Origin of the sequence: Pseudomonas sp. PDM31, from assembly GCF_019218965.1 — a bacterium.
Lineage (GTDB): Bacteria > Pseudomonadota > Gammaproteobacteria > Pseudomonadales > Pseudomonadaceae > Aquipseudomonas.
The window spans coordinates 235183-260442 of sequence record NZ_JAHUWS010000003.1 but is presented as its reverse complement, the minus strand read 5'-3'; the positions used below and the strand labels follow the sequence as shown (position 1 = coordinate 260442).

At 59.3% G+C, this 25260-nt stretch carries 18 protein-coding genes; 11 read left to right on the top strand and 7 right to left on the bottom strand.

Annotated features, from left to right (window positions below; translation table 11 throughout):
- Nucleotides 1-341: 341 nt before the first annotated feature.
- Nucleotides 342-2585 carry a TonB-dependent siderophore receptor gene (locus KW839_RS07615; protein ID WP_060540466.1) on the top strand — a complete coding sequence of 748 codons (2244 nt, stop codon included), beginning with the start codon at nt 342-344 and terminating at the stop codon, nt 2583-2585.
- A 196-nt stretch (nt 2586-2781) separates the two neighbouring features.
- Here the strand turns inward: KW839_RS07615 and KW839_RS07610 are convergent, their stop codons facing one another.
- Entirely contained in the window at nt 2782-3390 is a 609-nt protein-coding gene (locus KW839_RS07610) for a tRNA-(ms[2]io[6]A)-hydroxylase (RefSeq protein ID WP_060540548.1), read from the bottom strand.
- A 160-nt stretch (nt 3391-3550) separates the two neighbouring features.
- Between KW839_RS07610 and KW839_RS07605 the strand changes: the two genes are divergently transcribed.
- Nucleotides 3551-4414 (top strand): universal stress protein, encoded by an 864-nt coding sequence (locus KW839_RS07605; RefSeq protein WP_060540465.1) that lies wholly within the window; start codon nt 3551-3553, stop codon nt 4412-4414.
- A 93-nt stretch (nt 4415-4507) separates the two neighbouring features.
- On the opposite strand, the gene KW839_RS07600 is transcribed toward KW839_RS07605, so the two are convergent.
- Nucleotides 4508-4978: a DUF1289 domain-containing protein gene (locus tag KW839_RS07600; RefSeq protein ID WP_060540464.1), complete on the bottom strand. Its 471-nt coding sequence runs from the start codon at nt 4976-4978 to the stop codon at nt 4508-4510.
- A gap of 410 nt (nt 4979-5388) precedes the next feature.
- Between KW839_RS07600 and acnB the strand changes: the two genes are divergently transcribed.
- Complete coding sequence (gene acnB, locus KW839_RS07595; RefSeq protein WP_060540463.1) at nt 5389-7989, top strand: bifunctional aconitate hydratase 2/2-methylisocitrate dehydratase; 2601 nt, start codon at nt 5389-5391, stop codon at nt 7987-7989.
- A 190-nt stretch (nt 7990-8179) separates the two neighbouring features.
- On the opposite strand, the gene KW839_RS07590 is transcribed toward acnB, so the two are convergent.
- Nucleotides 8180-9460, bottom strand: a complete 1281-nt coding sequence (locus tag KW839_RS07590) for a serine/threonine transporter (RefSeq protein WP_060540462.1) — start codon at nt 9458-9460, stop codon at nt 8180-8182.
- A gap of 554 nt (nt 9461-10014) precedes the next feature.
- Here KW839_RS07590 and KW839_RS07585 point away from each other — a divergent pair.
- The 4 genes from KW839_RS07585 (at nt 10015) to KW839_RS07570 (ending at nt 13673) form a co-directional block, all read left to right on the top strand.
- Nucleotides 10015-10494, top strand: coding sequence for a DUF4822 domain-containing protein (locus KW839_RS07585; RefSeq protein WP_218423902.1), 480 nt, complete (start codon nt 10015-10017; stop codon nt 10492-10494).
- A gap of 188 nt (nt 10495-10682) precedes the next feature.
- Nucleotides 10683-11648 (top strand): 2-hydroxyacid dehydrogenase, encoded by a 966-nt coding sequence (locus tag KW839_RS07580; RefSeq protein WP_218423901.1) that lies wholly within the window; start codon nt 10683-10685, stop codon nt 11646-11648.
- A 145-nt stretch (nt 11649-11793) separates the two neighbouring features.
- A complete protein-coding gene (locus KW839_RS07575) occupies nt 11794-12861 on the top strand; it encodes a phosphotransferase family protein (RefSeq protein WP_218423900.1) in 1068 nt (355 codons plus the stop codon).
- 44 nt (nt 12862-12905) lie between these two features.
- The gene (locus KW839_RS07570; protein WP_060540458.1) at nt 12906-13673 is read left to right on the top strand and encodes an SDR family oxidoreductase; all 768 of its coding nucleotides are present in this window, start codon (nt 12906-12908) and stop codon (nt 13671-13673) included.
- A 484-nt stretch (nt 13674-14157) separates the two neighbouring features.
- Here KW839_RS07570 and KW839_RS07565 read toward each other — a convergent pair whose 3' ends face one another.
- The 4 genes from KW839_RS07565 to KW839_RS07550 form a co-directional block, all read right to left on the bottom strand.
- Nucleotides 14158-14409 carry a DUF1652 domain-containing protein gene (locus KW839_RS07565; protein ID WP_060540457.1) on the bottom strand — a complete coding sequence of 84 codons (252 nt, stop codon included), beginning with the start codon at nt 14407-14409 and terminating at the stop codon, nt 14158-14160.
- Between the two features lie 178 nt (nt 14410-14587).
- Nucleotides 14588-16084, bottom strand: a complete 1497-nt coding sequence (locus KW839_RS07560; RefSeq protein WP_060540456.1) for a helix-turn-helix transcriptional regulator — start codon at nt 16082-16084, stop codon at nt 14588-14590.
- A gap of 177 nt (nt 16085-16261) precedes the next feature.
- Entirely contained in the window at nt 16262-17545 is a 1284-nt protein-coding gene (locus KW839_RS07555) for a Zn-dependent hydrolase (RefSeq protein ID WP_060540455.1), read from the bottom strand.
- 142 nt (nt 17546-17687) lie between these two features.
- Entirely contained in the window at nt 17688-19172 is a 1485-nt protein-coding gene (locus KW839_RS07550) for an NCS1 family nucleobase:cation symporter-1 (RefSeq protein WP_060540454.1), read from the bottom strand.
- Nucleotides 19173-19721: 549 nt separating this feature from the next.
- On the opposite strand from KW839_RS07550, the gene hydA reads away from it, so the two are divergent.
- From hydA to KW839_RS07530, 4 genes are all read left to right on the top strand, one after another.
- The gene (hydA, locus tag KW839_RS07545; protein ID WP_060540453.1) at nt 19722-21161 is read left to right on the top strand and encodes a dihydropyrimidinase; all 1440 of its coding nucleotides are present in this window, start codon (nt 19722-19724) and stop codon (nt 21159-21161) included.
- Nucleotides 21162-21371: 210 nt separating this feature from the next.
- Nucleotides 21372-22739 (top strand): NAD(P)-dependent oxidoreductase, encoded by a 1368-nt coding sequence (locus KW839_RS07540; protein ID WP_218423899.1) that lies wholly within the window; start codon nt 21372-21374, stop codon nt 22737-22739.
- Nucleotides 22740-24014: an NAD-dependent dihydropyrimidine dehydrogenase subunit PreA gene (gene preA / locus KW839_RS07535; RefSeq protein WP_218423898.1), complete on the top strand. Its 1275-nt coding sequence runs from the start codon at nt 22740-22742 to the stop codon at nt 24012-24014.
- A 189-nt stretch (nt 24015-24203) separates the two neighbouring features.
- Complete coding sequence (locus tag KW839_RS07530) at nt 24204-25214, top strand: RHS repeat-associated core domain-containing protein (RefSeq protein ID WP_218423897.1); 1011 nt, start codon at nt 24204-24206, stop codon at nt 25212-25214.
- Nucleotides 25215-25260 lie beyond the last annotated feature (46 nt).

Sequence of the window (25260 nt, the reverse complement as noted above, 5' to 3'; positions counted from 1 at the left end):
TGGGAGCTAGCCTGCTGGCGATGAGGCCGGCACATACAACATCACGGGTGACTGACACTCCGCCATCGCTGGCAGGCCAGCTCCCACAGGTTTAGCGGTATACATATATTCTGTATACCACTCGAACACGGTGGGAGCTGACTTGCCAGCGATGAGGCCCGCCCATTCACCCTGCATGCAACTGCCCATCACACTCAAACAGTTCAACACGAACACCTCGGCTTGAGCCGCTGAGAATACTTATCAAGTATTTTCGCAGCGCAGTTCCCCTTTGCATTTTTCGTTCGGTTAACCAGCAGAAGCACTTCAACTACCGATCGATTCGATGCAAAGGGATCTCCATGTCGCACCACCTCGCCGTCCGTTTTCGTTTTGCCTTGTGCCCGCTGGCACTCGCCCTGCCCGCCGCGCTGCTGAGCCTGGCAACTGCCGCTCACGCTGCTGACAGCGGCGCCGATAAAAAGATCGCCAAGGACGACGGTGTGCTGCAACTGGGTGCTACCACCATCTCCGCCCAAGGCCTGGGCGCGACCACCGAAGGCACCCATTCCTACACCACCGGCTCGACATCGTCGGCCACCGGCCTGCCGTTGTCACTGCGCGAAACACCGCAATCGGTCACCGTCATTACCCGTCAGCAAATGGATGACCAAGGCGTACAGAGCATCAGCGACGCGCTGCGCAATGCCCCCGGTGTCTCGATGCAGAAATACGACAGCGACCGCACCGAGTTTTCCGCCCGTGGGTTTGCCATCACCAACTTCCAGTACGACGGCATCAACATCCCCTATGACGGCGTCTACGGGGAGAACCCCAACAATGGCGACGACGCCGCCAGCCTCGATCGCATCGAAATCATCAAAGGCGCGACGGGCTTGTTGACCGGATCGGGCGATCCGTCGGCCACCGTCAACCTGATCCGCAAGAAACCGACCAAGGAATTCAAGGCGTCGATCAGCGGCACCGTCGGGTCCTGGGACGCCTACCGCAGCGTCGGCGACATTTCCGGATCGCTGAACGAGTCCGGCAGCGTGCGTGGGCGCTTCGTCGGTGCCTACTCGGACAAGAACTCCTACATGGATCATTACAGCCAGAAAAAAGACCTGTACTACGGCATCCTCGAAGCCGACCTGACACCCGACACCCTGCTGACGTTCGGCATCGACAAGTCGAGTACGACCCCACGAGGCTCGTCCTGGACGGGCAACGCGGTGTATTTCACTGACGGCGGCCGCACCGACTTCCCCCGTCACTTCAACCCGGGCGCCGACTGGAGCCGTCGCGACTACGATGACATCACCTATTTCGCGTCCCTGGAACAGGCGCTGGCCAACGACTGGAAGTTCAAGGTCAGCCTCGACCAGAAAACCACCGATCACGATACCCGCCTGGCTTCAGCCAGCGGGGGCAGCCCGGACCGTGCCACGGGCGAAGGCATGTTTCTTTACTGGGGCCGCTGGGAAGGTCATCGCGTGCAGAACACCGCAGACGTCAACGTCTGCGGCCCGTTCACCCTGGGCGGTCGCGAACATGAATTGCTCGCAGGTTTCATGGCGTCCCACTCGCGCCAGACCGGCGACACCTACGACACCAGTGCAACCGGCGAGGTCCCCGGGAGCATTTATGACTGGAACGGCAATCTGCCGGAACAGGAATTCCCGAAAAACGGCAAATACGAACGCACCCAGAGCCAGAACGGCATTTACCTGGCCACCCGCCTGCACCCGACCGACGATCTGTCGTTCATCCTCGGCGGCCGCCTGAGTACGTTCAAGTACAACGAGGATTACACCTACCGTCCGGACGCCGGCCTGAGCGACACCAATGCGAGCTACAAGGAACACGGAGTCGTGACGCCTTATGCCGGTGTGGTCTATGACCTGGACGACACCTACTCGGTCTACGCCAGCTACACCAATATCTACCAGCCCCAAATCTACAAGGACGCCAGCGGCAAAACCCTGAACCCGGTGGAAGGCGACAGCTACGAGGCCGGCCTGAAAGCGGCGTACCTGGAAGGCAAAGTGATCGCCAGCCTGGCCTTCTTCCGCATCGAACAGGACAACGTCGCCCAATACCTCACCACCGATGGCACCGGCCAAGACGTCTACAAAGCGATTTCCGGCGCAACCACCCAGGGTGTGGAACTGGAACTGGCCGGCGAAGTGGCCGATGGCTGGAACCTGTCCGCCGGCTATACCTACGCCCGCACCCGTGACCAGGACGAGCAGCGCATCTATGGTTTCCCGCTGGCGACCACCAAGCCGGAACACGTCGTGCGCACCTTCACCACCTACCGCCTGCCTGGCGCGCTGGAGAAGGTCACCGTCGGTGGCGGTGTCAGCTGGCAGAGTGCTTTCTACGGTCAGAGTTACAGCCCGGTCGAAGGCGCCACCTCACTCAAGCAAGGCGGCTACACCCTCGTCGACCTGATGACGCGCTACGAGTTTGACGACCACCTGAGCTTCACCGTCAATGCCAACAACGTCTTTGACAAGAAGTACCTCAATGGCCTGGGCAACTTCGGCACCACCTACTACGGCGAGCCGCGCAACGTGTCGCTGACCACCAAGTGGGATTTCTAAGCTGAACCCAGCCCTTAAGCCCAACATCGCAACGCCTGCCCCCCCCCCTGTAGGAGCGAGCACGCTCGCGATGAACGTCAACGATAACGCGGGGTGCCAGACAACCCGAGGTGTTCTTGCGTTCTTCGCGAGCATGCTCGCTCCTACAAATGAAATGCGTTTTCAATGTGGGAGCGAGCCTGCTCGCGAATGCGAATTATGCGGCGGCAGGAATACCGCTATGAAACCGGAATTCCACATCCGGCGTCTCGATCAGCTCCTGCTCGGCGGCGCGCACCCTGTCAATCACCTGGGCGATATCCTTGGCGTCACCATACTGGTAGGCCAGCTTCAGGTAACCCTGGAAATGCCGGGCCTCACTCTTGAGCAAACCGAAGTAGAACTTGCCCAGTTCTTCGTCCAGATGCGGTACCAGCGCCTCGAAACGCTCGCAGCTGCGGGCTTCGATAAACGCACCGACCACCAAAGTATCCACCAGTTTCACCGGCTCATGGCTGCGCACCACCTTGCGCAGCCCCGAGGCATAGCGCCCGGCGGACAGCTGGCGCAGCTCGATCTTGCGCCGCTTCATCAGGCGCATGACCTGCTCGTGATGCACCAGTTCTTCCCGGGCCAGGCGCGACATCATATTGATCAGGTCAACGTGGGAGTGATACTTGGCAATCAGGCTCAATGCAGTGCTGGCGGCCTTGAATTCGCAATTCTTGTGGTCGATCAGCAGTGTTTCCTGGTCAGCCAGCGCGGCCTGAATCCAGCCGTCAGGGGTGCGACAGCCAAGGAATTCGTGAATTTCGGGAAGGATCATGGGGCCCACGGATAAGAGGTTGAAACGAAAGGCGTCGATTATACCGGCCAACCGACAGACCACCAGTCGCCAACCGTTGATATGCATCAAGTCGCTCAATGGCGGGCAGCAACTATAGTTGTGCAACGCCGTGCTTTTTCATCTTCAGGAGATAGTGATCATGCAAGCCATTCGCAGCATTCTGGTGGTCATCGAACCCGAGCACCCGGAGAGTCTGGCGCTCAAACGGGCCAAAGTGATCGCCGGTGTCACCCAGGCGCACCTGCACCTGCTGGTATGCGACCGCAGGCATGACCACGCCACCATGCTGGGCGCGCTCAAGGCCACGCTGCTGGAGGACGGTTACAGCGCCACCACGGAACAGGCCTGGAACGAAAGCCAGCACGAAACCATTGTGCAAGTGCAGCAAGCCGAAGGCTGCGGCCTGGTGGTCAAGCAACACTTCCCGGACAGTCCGTTGAAAAAAGCCCTGCTGACGCCAGAGGACTGGAAACTGCTGCGCTCCTGTCCAACCCCGGTACTGCTGGTGAAAACCGCCGATTCCTGGAAGGACCGGGTGATTCTGGCGGCGGTCGACGTCGGCAATACCGATCTTGAGCACCGGCATCTGCACAACACCATCATCGATCACGGCTACGACATTGCCAGCCTGGCCAGAGCCCATTTGCACGTGATCAGCGCCCATCCGTCGCCGATGCTGTCCTCGGCCGACCCGACCTTCCAGCTCAGCGAAACCATTCAGGCGCGCTACCGCGAGCAGTGCAAAGCGTTTCAGGCGGAATTCGACATCGACGAAGATCGCCTGCATATCGAGGAAGGCCCGGCGGATGTGCTGATTCCATTCATGGCGCACAAGCTGAAAGCGGCGGTGACGGTGATCGGCACCGTGGCACGCACCGGGCTGTCAGGGGCGTTGATCGGCAATACCGCGGAAGTGGTGCTTGATAAGCTGGAAAGCGATGTGCTGGTGCTCAAGCCGGCGGAAGTGGCGGATCACCTTGAGGAGTTGGCCGACAAGCATTGAATGTCTGGCATCAGGTCGATCGTTATCGCCGGCAAGCCGGCTCCTGCAGAAGTTAGCGGTTTTGTGTAGGAGCCGGCTTGCCGGCGATGCTTTTCAATCTCCCAAGGCGTCCTTGAGAAACCCCGGCGCGATGTACCGCTGGTAGTGTGCTTCGGACAGCAGGAAAAATTCCCGATCAATGGCATCGCGCAGTTCCGGCAGGTTCCAGTCGCGAAATTCCGGCAGCAATACCATGCCGTAGGCTTCCAGATTATTGATCACCCGCGCGCCCCGGGCGATCAACTGGTACGCCCAGCAATATTCCGACTGATGGGGCACGAAGCGAATCTTGCGCTGTTCCAGCTGCATCCTGAGCTGCGCCGGATCGAAAATCTCCACCTTGGCGGCCATCACCTGGGACAGCAACTGCTCCAGACGCAGCCAGACCGCGCGTTTTTCATCCTCGTTGTAGCCGTTCCAGTGAATCACTTCATGGTGGAAACGCTTGCAGCCACGACACACCAGATCTCCGTAAACAGTGGAGCAGAGGCCGACGCAGGGGGTCTTGATGGTCTGGTTGGGCATAGGTAGGCAAAAAACGCGCAAAAGCAAAACAGGTCGGCATATTAGCCCTTTGTCTAAGATGAATCACCCCTGAAAATTAAGGCTCGCAACTTACCTTTAATATTTTTTTGCCGTAGAATCAGCCAGCCTTTTTAGGCGCCAATGTCCGTTAGAAGCTGTTTTCAAAGCGTCACGAGCACAGTCGTTCCTTCAGAGCGGTGTTGGCGAAGGGTTTTTCCAGCGGGGAAAAGCTCGGCGCCAACCCTCATCAGCTCCCGTTCTGCAGGCGTAAAACTTTGAAAGCAGCTTCTGTAAGGAATTGTCGGTAATTCTGGCTAATGGGCCCACAACGCCCTGCAGCGCATGAGTACGGCAATTTCGGGATGAGCGTCCCGGACACCCATTTGGGACCACTGATGAGGGTAATAACTGTGCTTGAAGCCTACCGCAAACATATCGAAGAGCGCGCAGCACTGGGTATCGTTCCCCAGCCGCTAAACGCCGAACAAACTGCAGGCCTGGTTGAGCTGCTGAAAAACCCCCCGGCTGGCGAAGAAGCTTTCCTCGTTGACCTGATCACCAATCGCGTTCCACCTGGAGTGGACGAAGCAGCCTATGTCAAGGCCGGCTTCCTCTCCGCCATCGCCAAGGGCGAAGCTCAATCCCCCCTGATCGACAAGAAGCGCGCTGTTGAACTGCTCGGCACCATGCAGGGCGGCTACAACATCGTGACTCTGGTGGACCTGCTGGACGACGCCGAACTGGCGCCAGTGGCCGCCAAGGAACTCAAGCACACGCTGCTGATGTTCGACACCTTCCACGACGTCTCTGAAAAAGCCAAGAAAGGCAATGTTCACGCTCAAGGCGTGCTGCAATCCTGGGCTGACGGCGAGTGGTTCGTGAAGCGTCCGGTGCTGGCCGACAAGATCAGCCTGCGCGTGTTCAAGGTGACTGGCGAGACCAACACCGACGACCTGTCCCCTGCCCCTGATGCCTGGTCCCGTCCAGACATCCCGCTGCACGCCCTGGCCATGCTGAAAATGGCTCGCGACGGCATCGTGCCGGACGTACAAGGCGTCACCGGTCCGATGAAGCAGATCGAAGAAATGCGCGGCCAAGGCTTCCCGATCGCCTACGTCGGTGACGTGGTCGGTACCGGTTCCTCGCGTAAATCGGCGACCAACTCGGTACTGTGGTTCTTCGGCGACGACGTTCCTTACGTGCCGAACAAGCGTGCCGGCGGTTTCTGCTTCGGCAACAAGATCGCACCGATTTTCTACAACACCATGGAAGACGCCGGCGCCCTGCCGATCGAATTCGATGTGTCCGGCATGAACATGGGCGACCTGATCGACCTGTACCCGCATGCTGGCAAAGTCTGCAAGCACGGCACCGACGAAGTCCTGACCACCTTCGAAATGAAGACCCCGGTCCTGTTGGACGAAGTTCGCGCTGGCGGCCGTATTCCGCTGATCATCGGCCGTGGCCTGACCGAGAAGGCTCGCGCCGAGCTGGGTCTGCCGCCTTCGGAGCTGTTCAAGAAGCCTGAAGCACCGGCTGAAAGCACCAAGGGCTACACCCTGGCGCAGAAAATGGTCGGCAAGGCGTGCGGCGTAGAGGGTATCCGTCCGGGCACCTACTGCGAACCGAAGATGACCACCGTCGGCTCCCAGGACACCACCGGTCCAATGACCCGTGACGAACTGAAAGACCTGGCGTGCATCGGCTTCTCCGCCGACCTGGTGATGCAGTCCTTCTGCCACACCGCGGCCTATCCAAAGCCGATCGACGTGACCACCCACCACACCCTGCCTGACTTCATGATGACCCGCGGTGGCGTTTCCCTGCGTCCGGGCGACGGCATCATCCACAGCTGGCTGAACCGCATGCTGCTGCCGGACACCGTCGGTACCGGTGGTGACTCCCACACCCGTTTCCCGATCGGTATCTCGTTCCCGGCCGGTTCCGGTCTGGTCGCGTTCGCCGCTGCCACTGGCGTGATGCCACTGGACATGCCTGAGTCGATCCTGGTTCGCTTCAAAGGCGAACTGCAACCAGGCGTCACCCTGCGTGACCTGGTTCACGCCATTCCTTACTACGCGATCCAGTCTGGCTTGCTGACCGTAGAGAAGAAAGGCAAGAAGAACGCCTTCTCCGGCCGCATCCTGGAGATCGAAGGTCTGTCCAAGCTGACCGTCGAGCAAGCTTTCGAACTGTCCGACGCCTCGGCCGAACGTTCGGCTGCCGGTTGCACCATCAAGCTGTCCAAAGAATCGATCGCCGAATACCTGCAGTCGAACATCACCCTGCTGCGCTGGATGATCGGCGAAGGCTACGGCGATGCTCGTACCCTGGAACGTCGTGCGCAAGCGATGGAAGCCTGGCTGGCCAACCCTGAGCTGCTGGAAGCTGACAAAGACGCTGAATACGCCGAAATCATCGAGATCGACCTGGCCGACATCAAGGAGCCTGTGCTCTGCGCGCCGAACGACCCGGACGACGCTCGCCTGCTCTCCAGCGTTGCTGGCGAGAAAATCGACGAAGTGTTCATCGGTTCGTGCATGACCAACATCGGTCACTTCCGCGCTGCCGGCAAGTTGCTGGAGCAGGTCAAGGGTCAGCTGCCAACTCGTCTGTGGCTGTCGCCGCCGACCAAGATGGACGCTCACCAGCTGACCGAAGAAGGCTACTACGGCATCTACGGCAAGGCTGGCGCGCGCATGGAAATGCCGGGCTGCTCGCTGTGCATGGGTAACCAGGCACGTGTAGAGCCGAACTCGACTGTTGTGTCGACTTCGACCCGTAACTTCCCGAACCGTCTGGGTGACGGCGCGAACGTCTACCTGGCTTCGGCTGAGCTGGCGTCCGTGGCTTCCATCCTGGGTCGCCTGCCGACCGTCGAGGAGTACATGGAATACGCTGGCAAGATCGACAGCATGGCGGCCGATGTCTACCGCTACCTGTCCTTCGACCAGATCGCCGAGTTCCGTGAAGCTGCTGCGAACGCCAACATTCCGGTCGTTCAAGCCTAACGTTACAGAGCCATAAAAAACGCCGCCCATCGTGAGATGGGCGGCGTTTTTTTATGCCTGGAATAACTACCGCCGATAAACCTGTGGGAGCGGGCTTGCTCGCGAATGCGGTGAATCAGTCAACCGATGTGTTAAATGACACACCGCATTCGCGAGCAAGCCCGCTCCCACAAGGGGAGTTCGTGGCGGGTCAGGCAGTCAGGGAGTAGATCAACGCTGAAATAGCCACCAGCCCCACCGCTGTCACAAAGACATTGGAAGCCTGCCCGCGATAACGCGCCATCGCCGGTACCTTGCGAATGGCGTACATCGGCATCAGGAACAGGATCGCCGCGATCACCGGGCCACCCAGGGTTTCGATCATGCCCAGAATGCTCGGGTTCAACGTCGCCACAATCCAGCACACCACCAGCATGAACGCCGCTACGATGCGGTCCAGGGTCTTGGCTGCCGGGCGCTTGCCGCTCTTGACGATCAGGCCCTTGAGGCCTTCACTGGCACCGATGTAATGCCCCAGGAACGACTTGGAAATGGCCACAAAGGCAATCAACGGCGCGGCGAAGGCGATGGTCGGGTTGCTGAAGTGGTTGGCCAGGTAAGACAGGATCGACAGGTTCTGTGCCTTGGCTTCGGCCAGTTGTGCCGGCGACAGGGTCAATACACAGCTGAAGACGAAGAACAGCACCATCGCCACCATCAGCAGGTGGGCACGGGACAGGATCTGCGAGCTGCGCTCTTCGGCATGCTCACCATACTGACGCTTCTGGTCGACCGCGAACGCCGAAATGATCGGCGAATGGTTGAACGAGAACACCATCACCGGAATCGCCAGCCACAGGGTACGCAGCAGCGCAGATGGCTCCGGCAGCGTGGTGGCCGTGGTCAGGATGCCGCCGTTCCAGTGTGGAATCAAAAACACCGCCAGGAACAGCAAGGCGACGATGAAGGGGTAGACCATCAGGCTCATGGCCTTGACGATGATCTGCTCGCCGCAACGCACCACGGCCAGCAGGCCGAGGATCAGCACCAGCGACAGCACGGCGCGCGGCGGCGGCATGATGTGCAGTTGATGCTCAAGGAAACTGCCCACGGTATTGGTCAACGCCACGCTGTAGATCAGCAGGATCGGGAAGATCGCGAAGAAGTACAGCAAGGTGATCAACGCGCCGGCCTTGATTCCGAAGTGCTCTTCGACCACCTCGGTAATGTCCGCACCATCGCGTCCGGACAGGACGAAGCGAGTCAGGCCACGGTGTGCATAGAAGGTCATCGGGAACGCGAGCAACGCCAGGATCAGCAGCGGCCAGAAACCGCCCAGCCCCGCGTTGATCGGCAAAAACAGGGTTCCCGCACCAATTGCCGTGCCAAACAGGCCCAGCATCCAGGTGGTGTCTTGGCGATTCCAGCTCGAAAGTGTCGCGGGTGTTGCTGCTACATAGCGTTTGTTGACGCTATTGGCCTGATCATTCATCCGGTGGGATCTCCACATTCCGGTCACTTGCCACCCGGCCAGGACGCGTCGGAATACCCGACAGGCAGCGCCATGGCCGAAACAGGGGCGCGATTCTGGAGGATTAGTGAACAGAAGCAAAGACTTAGGTGAGGAACGGCAGTACCAATAGACCTTTCTTGAGCGTTGGAACGCCTGGATCGTCCAGCGCGAACAAGAAAAGTACCCGCCGCGCCCTGATCGAGCCTTTTCTGTCAGATTGCGCCAGACCTTCAACGGAGCCTTGGCAGTTTGCTGCAAACGCTCGACTTCTTGATGGACACCAGCGACACCACTCGGGAACGGTAGCGCTCGGTGGGGTGAAATTAAACATTGACTGCCCCCAACCTGGAAACAGCGAATATGCCTACAAAAAACACAGACAAAAACTACAACTAACAAACTACTTAAATTAAAACGACACTGAACTGTTACAAGCAAATACCCAACCATTGTACCGCGTCTACTCCCGGCCTATATTTTTACTCACCGAACCAAGCAAATTGATAGCGCCCCCATTCCCAGGAGTTGCCCGCATGCAAAAACACACTATTGCATCTACATGCTTCCTTCTTGCTGCACTGCTTTGTGCGCCAGGCAGCTTTGCACAACCAAACCCTGGCGCCGTGGATATACTGGCGCTGGAATCGTCTCCTCGATGGCTGACAACCAAAGTCTATATAGAAGGCGAGCCTCAAACTGACGTAAAAGCGGATTATTCCGAAGTGGTGGGCATATCGACCTGGGATCTCGAAACCAATCGCTATGAGTTCTTCGACGCTGTCACGGGAGTTTCAAAGTACAACAAAGGAGGTGGCGGTTACTTCTTTGTTACCGGAGATCAAAAACACCACATACTGGTACCCGAATTCGGCCCCATCAAAACAGTGGTCAGGCGCCTGGAAGCATTGAATAAAACCGAGTTCACCTACTCTCGAGAAGTACCACGCGACATGGTGGAAAACAACCCGCCGGTGCGCATCCATGTCGTTCACACTCCTTATAAAGGGGAGTAGCAAGCGCGTCCGCCTTGAGCCATAAATGAGCTTGCGACTACCTCGAACCTGTATTTGCTTCTTCCGGCAAGCAGTCCAGACTACAGAACACCGCCAAGGCGGTGGACACCATTGCCAAACACTTCTGAAATCAGCACCCTGAAACGACCTTTTGCACCTGACAAGCCGACGATCACAGGAGCCGAGCAATGCCCGCAACTGTTCTGGTACTGGTTGAAACCATCAATGACTACCTACCGATTCTCGAACATCAAGGCTTTCACCTGATCCTGGCACCCACGCCCGCCGAGCGCGCCGAAGCCATCTCGCGCCACGCCGGCCAGATAGATGCCGTGCTGACTCGCGGCCCCCTGGGGCTGTATGCCGATGAAATCGCCGCCCTGCCCAACCTCAAGATCATTTGCGTGATCGGCGCCGGTTACGAACACGTCGACCTGCAGGCGGCCGCCGACCGCGGCATCACTGTCACCAACGGCGCCGGGGTCAATGCCTCCTCCGTCGCCGACCATGCCATGGCACTGCTATTGGCACTGGTGCGCGATGTGCCGCGCTGCGATGCCGCCGTACGACGCGGCGAATGGCCAAAAATCATGCGCCCGTCCCTCGCCGGCAAGCGCCTGGGCATCCTTGGCCTGGGCGCGGTCGGCATGGCGATCGCCAAACGCGCCGACGCCGGCTTCGACATGAGCGTGAGCTACCACAATCGCCAGCTTCGCAGCGACGTGCCCTACGCCTTCTGCTCGACCCCCACCGAACTGGCGCGGGCCTCGGATTTTCTCATTGTTGCCACGCCGGGTGGCGTGGGCACCAGACACCTGATCAACCGCCAGGTGCTGGACGCCCTTGGCCCCGACGGATTCATCGTCAATATCGCCCGGGCCAGCGTTATCGCCACCGCTGACCTGATCACCGCACTTGAGCAACGGCGGATCGCCGGGGCCGCACTGGATGTGTTCGATAACGAACCGCACGTACCCCAGGCATTCAAGGCACTGGCCAACGTTATCCTCACCCCGCATGTCGCCGGGCTGTCCCCGGAGGCAACCCAGGGTACCGTCGAACTGGTGGGCAAGAACCTGGTGGCGTTCTTCTCCAGCCAACCGGTACTGACGCCGATCCTGTTGCCGCCGGCGCAAAGCCGTGCTGTACATTGACGACAAATTCAAACAGCTGTATCAAAAACAATGATTGGCCGGCAACACGCTTACCTATAAGAGCCATTCACGGTTGTGGGTGCAGGGTGTGCGCATTAGATTAGCCAATAGTTTGAGGCCTCCAGAATAAGCAGAAGGGATAAGCATGGCGCTTACTGACCAGTCCACCCGTATCCGCTCCGGCGAAGAACTCGATGCCAGCCTGATCGATCCGTACCTCAAGGCGCACATTCCCGGCCTCAGTGGTCTGCCACAGATCAGCCAGTTCCCGGGGGGGGCGTCGAACCTCACCTACCTGCTCGAATACCCCGAACAGGAGTTCGTCCTGCGGCGCCCACCCTTCGGCCACAAGGCCAAGTCCGCCCACGACATGGGTCGTGAGTTCCGCATCCTCAATCAGTTGCGCGACGGTTTTCCGTACTGCCCCAAGGCCTATGTGCACTGCACCGACGAATCGGTGATCGGTGCCGAGTTCTACGTGATGGAACGGGTCAACGGCATCATCCTGCGCTCGGACCTGCCGGCAGAACTGGGCCTGGACGCCGCAAAAACCGAAGCCCTGTGCAAGAGCTTCATCGACAAGTTCGTGGAATTGCATCAGGTCGACTACAACGCCTATGGCCTGGGCGACCTGGGCAAGCCCGAAGGTTACGTGGCGCGGCAGATCAAGGGCTGGAGCGATCGCTACGAGAAAGCCCTGACCCCGGACGCGCCACAGTGGGACGCGGTGAAGGCCTGGCTCAACGACAAGATGCCGGCCGATCACCCGACCTCCAGCATCGTCCACAACGATTACCGCTTCGACAACGTGATCCTTGACCCGAATAACCCGATGCAAATCATCGGCGTGCTCGATTGGGAGCTGACCACCCTCGGCGATCCGCTGATGGACCTGGGCAACACCCTCGCCTACTGGATCGAAGCCGATGACCCGGCCCCCGTGCAACTGATGCGCCGCCAGCCGAGCCACGCACCGGGCATGCTGACTCGCCGCGAGTTCGTCGATTACTACGCCGAACGTTCAGGCATCCGCATCGACAATTTCGATTTCTACTACACCTATGGCCTGTTCCGCCTGGCCGGCATCGTGCAACAGATCTACTACCGCTTTTACCATGGTCAGACCCAGGACAAGCGCTTCGCACAGTTCATTCACATGAACAAACTGCTGGAGCAGATGAGCCTTCAGGTCATCCAGAAATCCAGCCTTTGATCACGCTTGTGGCCCGATAACAAAACTTTTTATAAGGGAATACCATGTCCAAGACTCAGTTGTTCGACCTCGATGGCAAGATCGCTTTTGTCTCCGGTGCCAGCCGCGGCATCGGTGAGGCCATCGCCAAACTGCTGGCCCAGCAAGGCGCCCATGTCATCGTTTCGAGCCGCAAGCTCGACGGCTGCCAACACGTCGCCGACGCGATTATTGCCGCCGGCGGCAAAGCCACCGCCATCGCCTGCCACATCGGTGAAATGGAGCAGATCAGTCAGGTATTCGCCGGCATCAAGGAACAGTTCGGGCGCCTGGATATCCTGGTCAACAACGCAGCGACCAATCCGCAGTTCTGCAACGTGCTGGACACCGACCTCAGCGCCTTCCAGAAAACCGTCGATGTGAACATTCGCGGCTACTTCTTCATGTCAGTGGAAGCCGGCAAACTGATGCGCGAGAACGGCGGCGGCAGCATCATCAACGTCGCCTCGATCAACGGCGTCTCGCCGGGCATTTTCCAGGGCATCTACTCGGTGACCAAGGCTGCAGTCATCAACATGACCAAGGTCTTCGCCAAGGAATGCGCGCAGTTCAACATACGCTGCAATGCCCTGCTGCCGGGCCTGACCGACACCAAGTTCGCCTCGGCGCTGGTTAAGAACGAGGCCATCCTCAACACCGCCCTGCAGCAGATTCCGCTCAAGCGCGTGGCGGACCCGAGTGAAATGGCGGGCGCAGTGCTCTATCTGGCCAGCGACGCCTCCAGCTACACCACCGGGGTGTCGCTGAACGTGGATGGCGGCTACCTGTCCTGATTGGCGTCTGCGAGCAAACAGGTAGGAGCCGGCTTGCTGGCGATAACGATTCGTCAGGCGACACCGCCGTCGGCTGACCCAAAGCAATCGCCAGCAAGCCGGCTCCTACAGGGTTTCGCGTACTGGATGGTCTACTGCGTGACGCAACGAGTAGTCGTGGTGACTCGGGTCACCTCGCCGTTTTCGCCACGCACATCGCCCAGCACATCGGTTTTATCCATGGTCTCGCAGGTTTTTTCCTGCGGCGGTAATGGAGGCGGAGGGGGTGGTGGACTGGCGCAGCCACCGAGGATCGCTGCGCAGAGTGCGAGCGGTGCAAAAACGCATTTCCCGGACTTTTTCATAGGTTGACCCACGATAAGTGATCGACACTTTTTTGTGACAACAAAACCTCCGTACAAAGTCCACGATCCTGTCACAAAAAACCATTGCCTTAATCCTTATAGCCCAGTCGTTGGCCGCCGCCAGCAGAATCTGGCAGTTCTTACATCACCGGGTCCGGGCGATGCAGACTGTTACTCGTGAGCTCGTAACGTAGTTCCTCGATCAGGACAGCCACCGACTCTGCTGTGTGCAGCGCTGCCATGTTCAAGCCGCTGACCACCAGGTCCACCTGACCAGACAGCGGATGGTAAAGCTTCACGGTCAATGAATGATCACCCGAGACACTGCACTCGCAGGCCAGCGGAGAAAAACTGCGCTCGATCGACATCCGTAACTGGCTGAGGGAAATCATTGCACAGGCCTCGTCAGGCGCAATGCGACACAGGGTTGTTTCATGTAGCGGTTCCTTGAGCTGTTTCAATGGCGACACGCAGGCGCTGCGCACAGACCTGTCGTACTCCGCCAGCGTAAGAGCCGCTACCACCAGTCAAAACATCAATTTGCACCCTGCTCTCTGGTGCATTTGCACCTCAGCGCTGGCCCTTGGGCCGCCACTCGCTGGAGAACAACCCACGCTCACGCGACCAGACAATCGCTTCGCTGCGACTGTGCACGTCGAGTTTGGAGTAGACCGTCGCCACATGATTGCGAACCGTGTTCGGCGCCAGTTGCAGGCGCGCGGCGATTTCCTTGTCGGCCAGACCTTCGCAGATCAGGCCCAATACGTCGCGCTCGCGCGGGGTCAGGTCGGTGAAGGACACGCTGGGCAACCTCGGCGTGTTGACGCTTCTCACATTGGCCAGCTTTTCGATCAGCGTGCGGCTGAACCACGAGGTGTCTTTCATCACCTCCTCAATGGCCGATATCAGTTCAAGTTCGGTTCGTTTGCGCTCGCTGACGTCGATCAACACCAACAGATAGCAGGGTCTGTCCTGAATATTCACGGTATCGGCAGACACCTGGCAATCGATCAGCCCGGCGTCTTTTTTACGCACGCGCACATCGACGCGATCCAGGCTTGCGCTCTTCTCCAGCGCTGCGAACAGGCGCGTGCAGGCGCCCTTGTCCTCAACGAAATCAACCTGCGCGATGCTCTCGCCGAGTACTTCCTCGCTGGGGTAACCGAGGGTATCGAGAAACGCATCATTGACGTCCAGGACCACCTGATCACTGGCAGCGCATAGCAGTATTGGCACCGGTGACAGGCGAAACGCCTTGGCAAAACGCTCCTCGCTCTGGCGCAGGGCGACTTCGGCCTTGTGGCGCGGTTCCATGTCCACGAAGGAAAACAGCATGCAGGCTTCTTCATTGAGTTCCAGAGGCTGACCGGCGACGATCACCTGCTTGCTGCCACCGTCGGGCAACTGAAGTTCGGCCTGCATCTGTGGAATGGTGGTCCCTTCGCGCAAGCGCTGTTTGGCCAGGTCCTTGTTTTCGGCCTGCTCCAGTACATCGAGCTCATAGGTGGAACTGCCGATCACCTGGTCGCGGGCATAACCGGTCATTTCGAGGAATCCGGAGTTGACCTTGATGTAGCGCAAATCACTGAGCCGGCAGATCACCGCAGGTGCCGGGTTGGCGGAGAAAGTCTTCTCGAACCGCTGCTCGGCGCTGGCCCAATCGGTGACATCGTCCATGATCAACACCAGCGATTCCGGCTCGCCACGGCTATCGGCCAACACCATGCTGCGTACGCGATGGACCCAGCAACGCTCCTCGTCCTCAGCCGACGTCACCATCACCAACACATCGCTGAACGTCTCGCCACGCGCCACGCGGTTGATCGGGTAGCTATCGGCCGGGACCACATGATTGTTGCGATAACGCAGGGCGAAGCGCTTGGCGTAGGCCTTGGCGTCGGCACCCAGATCGCCGACCTGATCGACGCCATGCATCGTCAACGCCGCTTCATTGGCCCAGAGAATGTTCTGTTCGGGGTCGAGCACGATCACCCCGTCGGACAGGCCGGCAATGATCTGCTGCAACTGTCGACGATTGGTTTCGGTGCTCAGGACGTCCTGGCTCATTGCGTTCCACCCTTGCGATGGAGCTGTCACGCCCCAGTGAAGAGTACGACCGCAGGCATTTCTGAACGTGCGAAGAACCTGTGAGGACGAAGTGAGCAAAAGCAAAAAGTCGCAGCCTGCGCCAGCTTCTACACCCGAAACCCTGTAGCTGGCGCAGCCTGCGATCTTTTTTTCCGCTCAAGTAGCCAGTTCCCCCTTCGCAATGGCTTGCGACGCCGCCAGCATCGCCCGCAACAACACCGCACAGCCCGCCGCGAGATCATCCGGCGCGGCGTTTTCGATTTCGTTGTGGCTGATGCCGCCTTCGCACGGTACGAAGATCATCCCGGCCGGGCCGAGTTCGGCGAGGAAGATTGCGTCGTGCCCTGCTCCGCTGACGATATCCATGTGCGACAGGCTCAGGCCCCGGGCGGCGCCACGAACCGCATCGACGCAGCCCTGGTCGAAGTACAGCGGCGGGAAGTCGGCGGTCGGGGTCAGCTCGAAGGTCAGGCCGTGTTCCTCGCAAGTGGTTTCGATCACCTGGCGCACTTCGGCGATCATCGAGTCCAGCCGGGCCGGTTCCAGATGCCGGAAGTCCAGGGTCATGCGCACTTCACCGGGGATGACATTGCGAGACCCGGGATAGGCTTGCAGGCAACCGACCGTGCCACAGGCGTGGGGTTGATGGCCAAGGGCAGCGCGGTTGACCGCACCGACGATCACCGCGGCGCCGACCAGTGCGTCCTTGCGCAGGTGCATCGGCGTCGGGCCGGCGTGGGCTTCGACGCCACGCAGTTTCAGGTCGAACCACTTCTGCCCGAGGGCGCCCATGACGACGCCGATGGTCTTGTGTTCGTCTTCCAGAATCGGGCCCTGCTCGATATGGGCTTCGAAGTAGGCGCCGACCGCATGGCCACTGACTTTACGTGAGCCGGCATAGCCGATGGCGTTCAGGGCTTCGCCGACGGTTACACCCTCGGCATCGACCTTGGCCAGGGTTTCTTCCAGGGTGAATTTCTCGGCGAAGACGCCAGAGCCCATCATGCAGGGGGCGAAACGCGAGCCCTCTTCGTTGGTCCAGACCACCACTTCCAGCGGTGCCTCGGTTTCGACGCCCAGGTCATTGAGGGTACGCAGCACCTCGACGCCGGCCAGTACGCCGAAGCAGCCGTCGAACTTGCCGCCGGTGGGCTGGGTGTCGATGTGGCTGCCGGTCATCACCGGCGGCAGATCCGGGTTACGCCCGGGACGCCGGGCGAAGATGTTGCCGACGCCGTCGATACTGACGGTGCAGCCCGCCTCCTCGCACCATTTGACGAAGGTGTCGCGGGCCTGGCGGTCGAGGTCGGTCAGGGCCAGACGACAGACGCCGCCCTTGACCGTAGCGCCGAGCCTTGCCAGTTCCATGAGCGACTGCCACAGGCGGTCGCGGTTGATGTGCTGATGGCTGGTCTGCAGAACGTCTAGGGCAGCGTTCATGATGATCTCCTCTGGCTGTTCTTATGGATTTGTTCCGACGATACGGTGGTGTTTGTACTGCCGTCTTCGCGAGCAAGCCCGCTCCCACATTTGAAATGCGTTCCCCCTGTGGGAGCGGGCTTGCTCGCGAAGGGGCCATCACTCATACCGCAGATTTCGCAACAGACGGACTGGGCCGCATCACACTCAACCCGTAATAAATCACCCCGCCAAGGGCCGAGCCGGTAAACCAGCCGTAGCTGTAGAACCAGCTGAACACATCGCTGCCCAACGACAGCAGCGTCAACACCACCGGCACCCCGAACGCGATGAAGCCACTCCAGTTCCATGCCGGGTACACGTCATCGCGATAGAGCCCGGCAAGGTCAAGCTGCTGTTTCTTGATCAGGAAATAATCCACCACCATGATCCCCGCGATCGGGCCCAGCAGGCTGGAATAACCGAGCAGCCAGTTGGAATAGACGGTTTCCAGGCTGAGATCCGAAACGATCAGCCCGAGCTTTTTCAGCAGCTCATGAGCCATCAATGCCAACCCCACCAGCCCGGTGAGGATCACCGCCTTGGTGCGGTTGATCGCCTTGGGCGCGATGTTCTGGAAATCGTTGGTCGGCGAGACGATGTTGGCCGCGGTATTGGTCGACAGCGTGGCGATGATGATCAGCGCCATCGCCAAAGCGACCCAGACCGGGCTCTGGATATGGCCGATCAAGGTCACCGGATCGGAGACGGTCACGCCCACCAGTTTCACCGACGCGGCGGTCATCACCACACCGAGGGAGGCAAACAGGAACATGGTCAGCGGCAAGCCGATGATCTGCCCGACAATCTGGTCCTTCTGGCTTTTCGCGTAGCGGCTGAAGTCCGGGATGTTCAGGGACAAGGTGGCCCAGAAACCGACCATCGCTGTCAGCCCGGCGGCGAAGTAGCTGGCGACACCGGCGCCTTCGGGACGCTTGGCCGGGATGGCCAGCAGTTCGGTCATCGACACATTCGGCATCGCCCATACCAGCAGGCCCACGCCCACCGCGACCAACAGCGGTGCGGACAGGGTTTCCAGCCACTTGATCGACTCGGCGCCGCGAATCACCACCCATAGGTTCAGCACCCAGAACACCATGAAACCGATGACCTCACCGGTCCCCCCCAGAGATTTCCAGCCTTCGAACACCGAGCCCAGGAACAGATGAATCGCCAGGCCACCGAACATCGTCTGAATACCAAACCATCCGCACGCCACCAGGGCTCGGATCAGGCACGGTATGTTGGAGCCGAGGATGCCAAAGGAAGAACGCAGCAATACCGGAAAGGGAATGCCGTACTTGGTACCGGGGAATGCGTTGAGGGTCAGGGGAATTAACACGATGATGTTGGCAAACAGGATCGCCAACAGCGCTTCACCCACGCTCAGGCCGAAGTACGCAGTCAGCACGCCGCCCAAGGTGTAGGTCGGCACGCAGATCGCCATGCCCACCCACAATGCAGTGATATGCCATTTATTCCAGGTACGTTCGCGCACCTTGGTCGGTGCGATGTCGTGGTTGTAACGGGGACTGTCGAGTACATCGCTGCCGGCTTCCAGCTCAAACAAGCCGTCGCGCTCGGTCACTTGCGATCTGATCTGTTGCATGGCCGCTCCACTGTTCTTTTGATTGTTGTTACACATCAGGGGCTGGCGGCATCAATAAACGTGCCGGATGCCCCGCTTGCGCATCGGGCAGTACCATAAACATTTTGTAAGCAACTGATGTTTATCAGTTTTATTTATTCAGCCATCAACTCCTCGGTTGCTCGTCATGCCACTCAAACCGAATGCCAGCAAGTTGTCCGAACAGTCAGGACTCAATCTGGTGCGTTGAAGTTTTTTTCAAAGTTGCGCAGCAACCATAGACCACCTTCAAACAGCTGATTTCACATAGGAAATCTTGACCATATTTGGTTCCTGTCAAGTGCGTCAAAATGGTGAGGACATGCACCATTTTGCGGATTTGTGATTTTAGTTGTTTATTTTCAACAGGTTAAACCAGATATAAGCTTATAAAAAATAATCTTGCCGATTCCAATAACACCAGCTAGCTTCTATTCCTGACAACGTTGACAGGATTAAACCTGCTAACGATGGCAACCTATAAAACATCTAGAACCGGCACAAGCCGGTCATGCCTGCGAGGAACTCGGAATGTCTCTGTTGATCCGTGGCGCCACCGTTATTACCCACGATGAAAGTTACCGCGCCGATGTTTATTGCGCAGACGGCGTGATCAAAGCCATCGGCGAAAACCTTGACCTTCCCACGGGTGCCGAGTTACTCGACGGCAGTGGCCAGTTCCTGATGCCCGGCGGCATCGACCCGCACACCCACATGCAACTGCCCTTCATGGGCACCGTCGCCAGCGAGGACTTCTACAGCGGCACGGCGGCGGGCCTGGCTGGTGGCACCACATCGATCATCGATTTCGTGATTCCCAACCCGCAACAATCCCTGCTCGAAGCCTTCCACCAATGGCGCGGCTGGGCCGAGAAATCGGCGGCGGACTACGGCTTTCACGTCGCCATCACATGGTGGAGCGAGCAGGTTCGCGAAGAGATGGCCGAGCTGGTCAGCCAGCATGGCGTCAACAGTTTCAAGCATTTCATGGCCTACAAGAACGCGATCATGGCCGCCGACGACACCCTGGTCGCCAGTTTCGAACGCTGCCTGGAGCTGGGCGCGGTGCCCACCGTGCATGCGGAAAACGGCGAACTGGTCTATCACCTGCAGCGCAAGTTGATGGCCCAGGGCATGACCGGCCCGGAAGCCCATCCACTGTCGCGGCCCTCGCAAGTGGAAGGCGAAGCTGCAAGCCGGGCCATCCGCATTGCCGAAACCCTCGGTACGCCGCTGTACCTGGTACACGTCTCGACCAAAGAAGCCCTCGACGAAATCACCTACGCCCGGGCCAAGGGCCAGCCGGTCTACGGTGAAGTGCTGGCCGGGCATCTGCTGCTCGATGACAGTGTCTACCGCCACCCCGACTGGCAGACCGCCGCCGGTTACGTGATGAGCCCGCCGTTCCGTCCGCGCGGTCACCAAGAGGCGCTTTGGCACGGGCTGCAGTCGGGCAACCTGCACACCACCGCAACCGACCATTGCTGCTTCTGCGCCGAGCAGAAAGCCGCCGGTCGCGACGACTTCAGCAAGATCCCCAACGGCACCGCCGGCATCGAAGACCGCATGGCGGTGTTGTGGGATGAAGGGGTGAACAGCGGTCGCCTGTCGATGCAGCATTTCGTGGCGCTGACTTCCACCAACACAGCGAAGATCTTCAACCTTTATCCACGCAAGGGTGCGATCCGCGTCGGTGCCGATGCCGACCTGGTGCTGTGGGACCCGCAAGGTACACGCACCATTTCCGCCAAGACCCATCACCAGCAGGTCGACTTCAACATATTCGAAGGCAAGACCGTACGCGGCGTGCCCAGCCATACCATCAGCCAGGGGCGTGTGGTCTGGGCCGATGGCGACCTGCGGGCCGAGCGCGGTGCCGGGCGTTATATCGAGCGGCCGGCTTATCCGGCGGTGTTTGATTTGCTGAGCAAGCGGGCTGAGTTGAATCAGCCGGTTGCTGTTAAACGCTGAGAGCGGCCTGCGGCCTATCGCGGGCAAGCCACGCTCCCACAGGGATCCCGGTTGATCGAAATAACTGTGGCAGGCCAGCTCTCACGGGATTTGTGAACACCCGAGCCCCCCTGTAATTGGAGCTGGCTTGCCAGCGATAGCGTTATCACAGACGCCACAACAACCAATGCCCGACAGAGGCAGAACCTCCATCACCGTGAGGCTATAACCGTGATCAAGACCCTGACCCACCTCCCCCATCCCGTTGAAAACGCCGCCGCCCTCGCCGGCCATTTCAGCGACCTGGCGCCGCCGCTCAACGAGCGCCAGGCTCACCTCGAAGCCTCGCGCTGCCTGTATTGCTATGACGCGCCGTGCATCAATGCCTGTCCAAGCGAGATCGACATTCCCTCGTTCATCCGCAACATCCAGCACGACAACGTGCAGGGCGCGGCGCAGAAAATCCTCTCGGCCAACATCCTCGGCGGCAGCTGTGCCCGGGTCTGTCCGACGGAAATCCTCTGCCAGCAGGCTTGCGTGCGCAATAACGCCCATGAATGCGCTCCGGTGCTGATCGGTCTGCTGCAACGCTACGCCGTGGACAACGCGCACTTCACTGCACACCCGTTCCAGCGCGCCACCGCCACCGGTAAACGCATCGCGGTGGTCGGTGCCGGCCCGGCCGGGTTGTCCTGCGCCCATCGCAGCGCCATGCACGGGCACGACGTGGTGATTTTCGAGGCCCGGGAAAAGGCCGGAGGCCTCAACGAGTACGGGATCGCCAAATACAAACTGGTGGACGACTACGCGCAGAAGGAGCTCGACTTCCTGCTGCAGATCGGCGGCATCGAAATCCGCCACGGGCAGAAACTCGGAGACAACCTGACCCTCAGCGAACTGCACCAGCAGTTTGACGCGGTGTTCCTCGGCCTCGGTCTGGCTGCCAGCAAGCAACTGGGTCTGCCTCACGAAGACGCGCCGGGTCTGCTCGCCGCCACCGACTACATCCGCGAACTGCGTCAGGCCGATGACCTGACGCAGCTGCCGCTGGCCGACCGTTGCATCGTCCTCGGCGCAGGCAACACCGCCATCGACATGGCCGTGCAAATGGCCCGCCTCGGTGCCCGCGACGTAAACCTGGTGTACCGCCGGGGCGCCGAGGACATGGGCGCCACTGATCACGAACAGGACATTGCCAAGGCCAATCAGGTGCGCCTGCTGACCTGGGCCCAACCCCAGGAAGTCCTGCTCGACGCCAGCGGCCGGGTGCGCGGCATGCGTTTCGCCCGCACGCATCTGGTCGAGGGGCGCCTGCAGAGCACTGGCGAAACTTTCGAACTGGCCGCCGACGCCATCTTCAAGGCCATCGGCCAGGCCTTCGACAACAGCGCCCTCGCCGACCCGCTGGCCCGAGAGCTCAAGCGTCAGGGCGAGCGCATCGAAGTCGACGAACAGCTACGCACCAGTATCCCCGGTGTATATGCCGGCGGTGACTGCACCAGCCTCGACCAGGACCTCACCGTGCAAGCGGTGCAACACGGCAAACGTGCCGCCGAAGCAATCAACGCACAACTGATGCTTAACGTGGAGGCTGCATAAATGGCCGATCTGTCGATTGTCTTCGCCGGCATCAAAGCACCCAATCCGTTCTGGCTGGCCTCGGCGCCGCCGACCGACAAAGCCTACAACGTGGTCCGCGCCTTTGAGGCGGGCTGGGGTGGCGTGGTCTGGAAAACCCTGGGGGAAGACCCGGCGGCGGTGAACGTGTCGTCGCGCTATTCAGCGCACTTCGGCGCCAACCGTGAAGTGCTGGGTTTCAACAACATCGAGCTGATCACCGATCGCTCCCTGGAGATCAACCTTCGGGAAATCACCCAGGTCAAAAAGGACTGGCCGGACCGTGCGCTCATCGTTTCGCTGATGGTGCCCTGCGTCGAAGAGTCCTGGAAACACATTCTGCCGCTGGTGGAAGCCACCGGCGCAGACGGAATCGAACTGAACTTCGGTTGCCCCCACGGGATGCCGGAACGGGGCATGGGTGCGGCAGTCGGCCAGGTGCCGGAATACGTCGAGCAGGTCACTCGCTGGTGCAAGACCTATTGCTCGCTGCCGGTGATCGTCAAGCTCACGCCGAACATCACCGACATCCGCGTCGCCGCACGCGCCGCTCACCGTGGCGGCGCCGATGCGGTGTCGCTGATCAACACCATCAACTCGATCACCAGCGTGAACCTGGAACGCATGGTCGCCAACCCCATGGTCGGCAGCCAGAGCACTCATGGCGGCTATTGCGGTTCGGCGGTCAAGCCGATTGCCTTGAACATGGTCGCCGAAATCGCCCGCGACCCACAGACCCGGGGCTTGCCGATCAGCGGGATCGGCGGCATCGGCAACTGGCGCGATGCCGCGGAATTCATCGCCCTGGGCAGCGGCGCGGTGCAGGTGTGCACGGCGGCGATGTTGCACGGTTTCAGGATCGTCGATGAGATGAAGGACGGCTTGTCGCGCTGGATGGACAGTCAGGGTTACGTCAGCATTTCAGAATTTTCCGGCCGCGCGGTGGGCAACACCACGGACTGGAAGTACCTGGACATCAACTATCAGGTGATTGCCAGGATTGACCAGCAGGCGTGCATTGGTTGTGGCCGCTGCCACATCGCTTGCGAGGACACTTCGCACCAGGCGATTGCCAGCCTGAAGAAACCCGACGGTACCCATGTCTATGAAGTGATCGATGACGAGTGCGTGGGCTGCAATCTTTGCCAGATCACCTGCCCGGTGCAGGATTGCATCGAGATGGTGCCGGTGGCGACGGGCAAGCCGTTTCTGGATTGGAATCATGATCCGAGGAATCCGTATCACGTCGCGTCGTGAAATCAGCGGCGCCTTGACTGACGCAATCGTCGCAACGCCGCCCGGACTTGGTCCGGGCGGCGTTGCGACGATGAGGCCAGCAACTACAGCGCCGACCTCAAGGCCTCACACCTATCAGTTCTGCTAGTAGACGCCTCTCCAAAAATGCCCGAGGCTTAAACCAACGAGCTGCCAAAGGGAACTGCGCCCATGACTTCGATGAAATTGCTGCGTGCATATCACTACGACCCACTGGACCGTCTGACGGGCGAGACTTCGGCTGGTCGGGCGAGCACGCAACGTTTCTATCAGGAAGACGACCTGGTGACCGAAGTGGGGGATCAGGTGCAGTTGACGATCCTGCGCCACGGGGAGGAGCCACTGGCCCAACATCGGACCGCTTCCGGTGTTGATGACACGACGCTGCTGGCAACCGATCGAGCGCATTCAGTATTGCAAACTCTAGCAGGAACTAATCGCCATCAGATGGTTTATACCGCTTATGGGCATCGAACTGGCGAAAGTGGTTTGAGCAGCTTGCTGGGGTTCAATGGTGAGGCCCCGGATGCGATAACCGGTCATTATCTGTTGGGACAGGGAACGCGTGCTTTCAATCCGGTTTTGATGCGATTTAACAGCCCGGATGAGTTGAGCCCATTTGATTCAGGTGGAGTAAATCCGTATGCGTATTGCGGGGGAGACCCGATCAACCGCTACGATCCCACCGGAAAATATTGGCAATGGATCCGGTTTTTGGGTTTTCACCACTACGATGCAGGAATGAATCTAATCAACAATAAGATTTCGGTTATTGTCAAAAATCCGATAAACCATTCTCGATACCAAAAAACCACTAAAACAAACCTCGCAACAGCGAAGCCGTTTGAATACGACTTGCCACCGGTAAAAAAACACCCAAGCAGAGTCGACAAACCTAAGTCTGTGCGTGGAAAACAAAATAGAACTCTTATAAACGACGCTATACGATACGATGAAATAAAAAACTCCAATGACATCACGACCGTGGCCACGGAAGAAATGAAATCTAAATACCGGAACGCAACTGAGGAGCTAAGCAGACTTCCCAAAACCAAAGACACCAGTTCAAGGCGCCATAAATTAAAACAAATAATAAGCTGGCAGTCAGCTCGAATCAAACAACTTAGTGTCTTTAATTACCACAAGGAAATTAAAACCTCCCAACATATCAGAGGCAAATAATGGCAGTTGCGCCACAGTTACATTAGTTCTTCATGCACCGGCAGAG

Excerpts from the sequence above, each read along its gene's own strand:
- KW839_RS07615 (WP_060540466.1), top strand. The coding sequence starts at position 342 with ATGTCGCACCACCTCGCCGTCCGTTTTCGTTTTGCCTTGTGCCCGCTG.
- KW839_RS07610 (WP_060540548.1), bottom strand. The coding sequence starts at position 3,390 with ATGATCCTTCCCGAAATTCACGAATTCCTTGGCTGTCGCACCCCTGAC.
- KW839_RS07605 (WP_060540465.1), top strand. The coding sequence starts at position 3,551 with ATGCAAGCCATTCGCAGCATTCTGGTGGTCATCGAACCCGAGCACCCG.
- KW839_RS07600 (WP_060540464.1), bottom strand. The coding sequence starts at position 4,978 with ATGCCCAACCAGACCATCAAGACCCCCTGCGTCGGCCTCTGCTCCACT.
- KW839_RS07590 (WP_060540462.1), bottom strand. The coding sequence starts at position 9,460 with ATGAATGATCAGGCCAATAGCGTCAACAAACGCTATGTAGCAGCAACA.
- KW839_RS07585 (WP_218423902.1), top strand. The coding sequence starts at position 10,015 with ATGCAAAAACACACTATTGCATCTACATGCTTCCTTCTTGCTGCACTG.
- KW839_RS07580 (WP_218423901.1), top strand. The coding sequence starts at position 10,683 with ATGCCCGCAACTGTTCTGGTACTGGTTGAAACCATCAATGACTACCTA.
- KW839_RS07575 (WP_218423900.1), top strand. The coding sequence starts at position 11,794 with ATGGCGCTTACTGACCAGTCCACCCGTATCCGCTCCGGCGAAGAACTC.
- KW839_RS07570 (WP_060540458.1), top strand. The coding sequence starts at position 12,906 with ATGTCCAAGACTCAGTTGTTCGACCTCGATGGCAAGATCGCTTTTGTC.
- KW839_RS07565 (WP_060540457.1), bottom strand. The coding sequence starts at position 14,409 with ATGATTTCCCTCAGCCAGTTACGGATGTCGATCGAGCGCAGTTTTTCT.
- KW839_RS07560 (WP_060540456.1), bottom strand. The coding sequence starts at position 16,084 with ATGAGCCAGGACGTCCTGAGCACCGAAACCAATCGTCGACAGTTGCAG.
- KW839_RS07555 (WP_060540455.1), bottom strand. The coding sequence starts at position 17,545 with ATGAACGCTGCCCTAGACGTTCTGCAGACCAGCCATCAGCACATCAAC.
- KW839_RS07550 (WP_060540454.1), bottom strand. The coding sequence starts at position 19,172 with ATGCAACAGATCAGATCGCAAGTGACCGAGCGCGACGGCTTGTTTGAG.
- hydA (WP_060540453.1), top strand. The coding sequence starts at position 19,722 with ATGTCTCTGTTGATCCGTGGCGCCACCGTTATTACCCACGATGAAAGT.
- preA (WP_218423898.1), top strand. The coding sequence starts at position 22,740 with ATGGCCGATCTGTCGATTGTCTTCGCCGGCATCAAAGCACCCAATCCG.
- KW839_RS07530 (WP_218423897.1), top strand. The coding sequence starts at position 24,204 with ATGACTTCGATGAAATTGCTGCGTGCATATCACTACGACCCACTGGAC.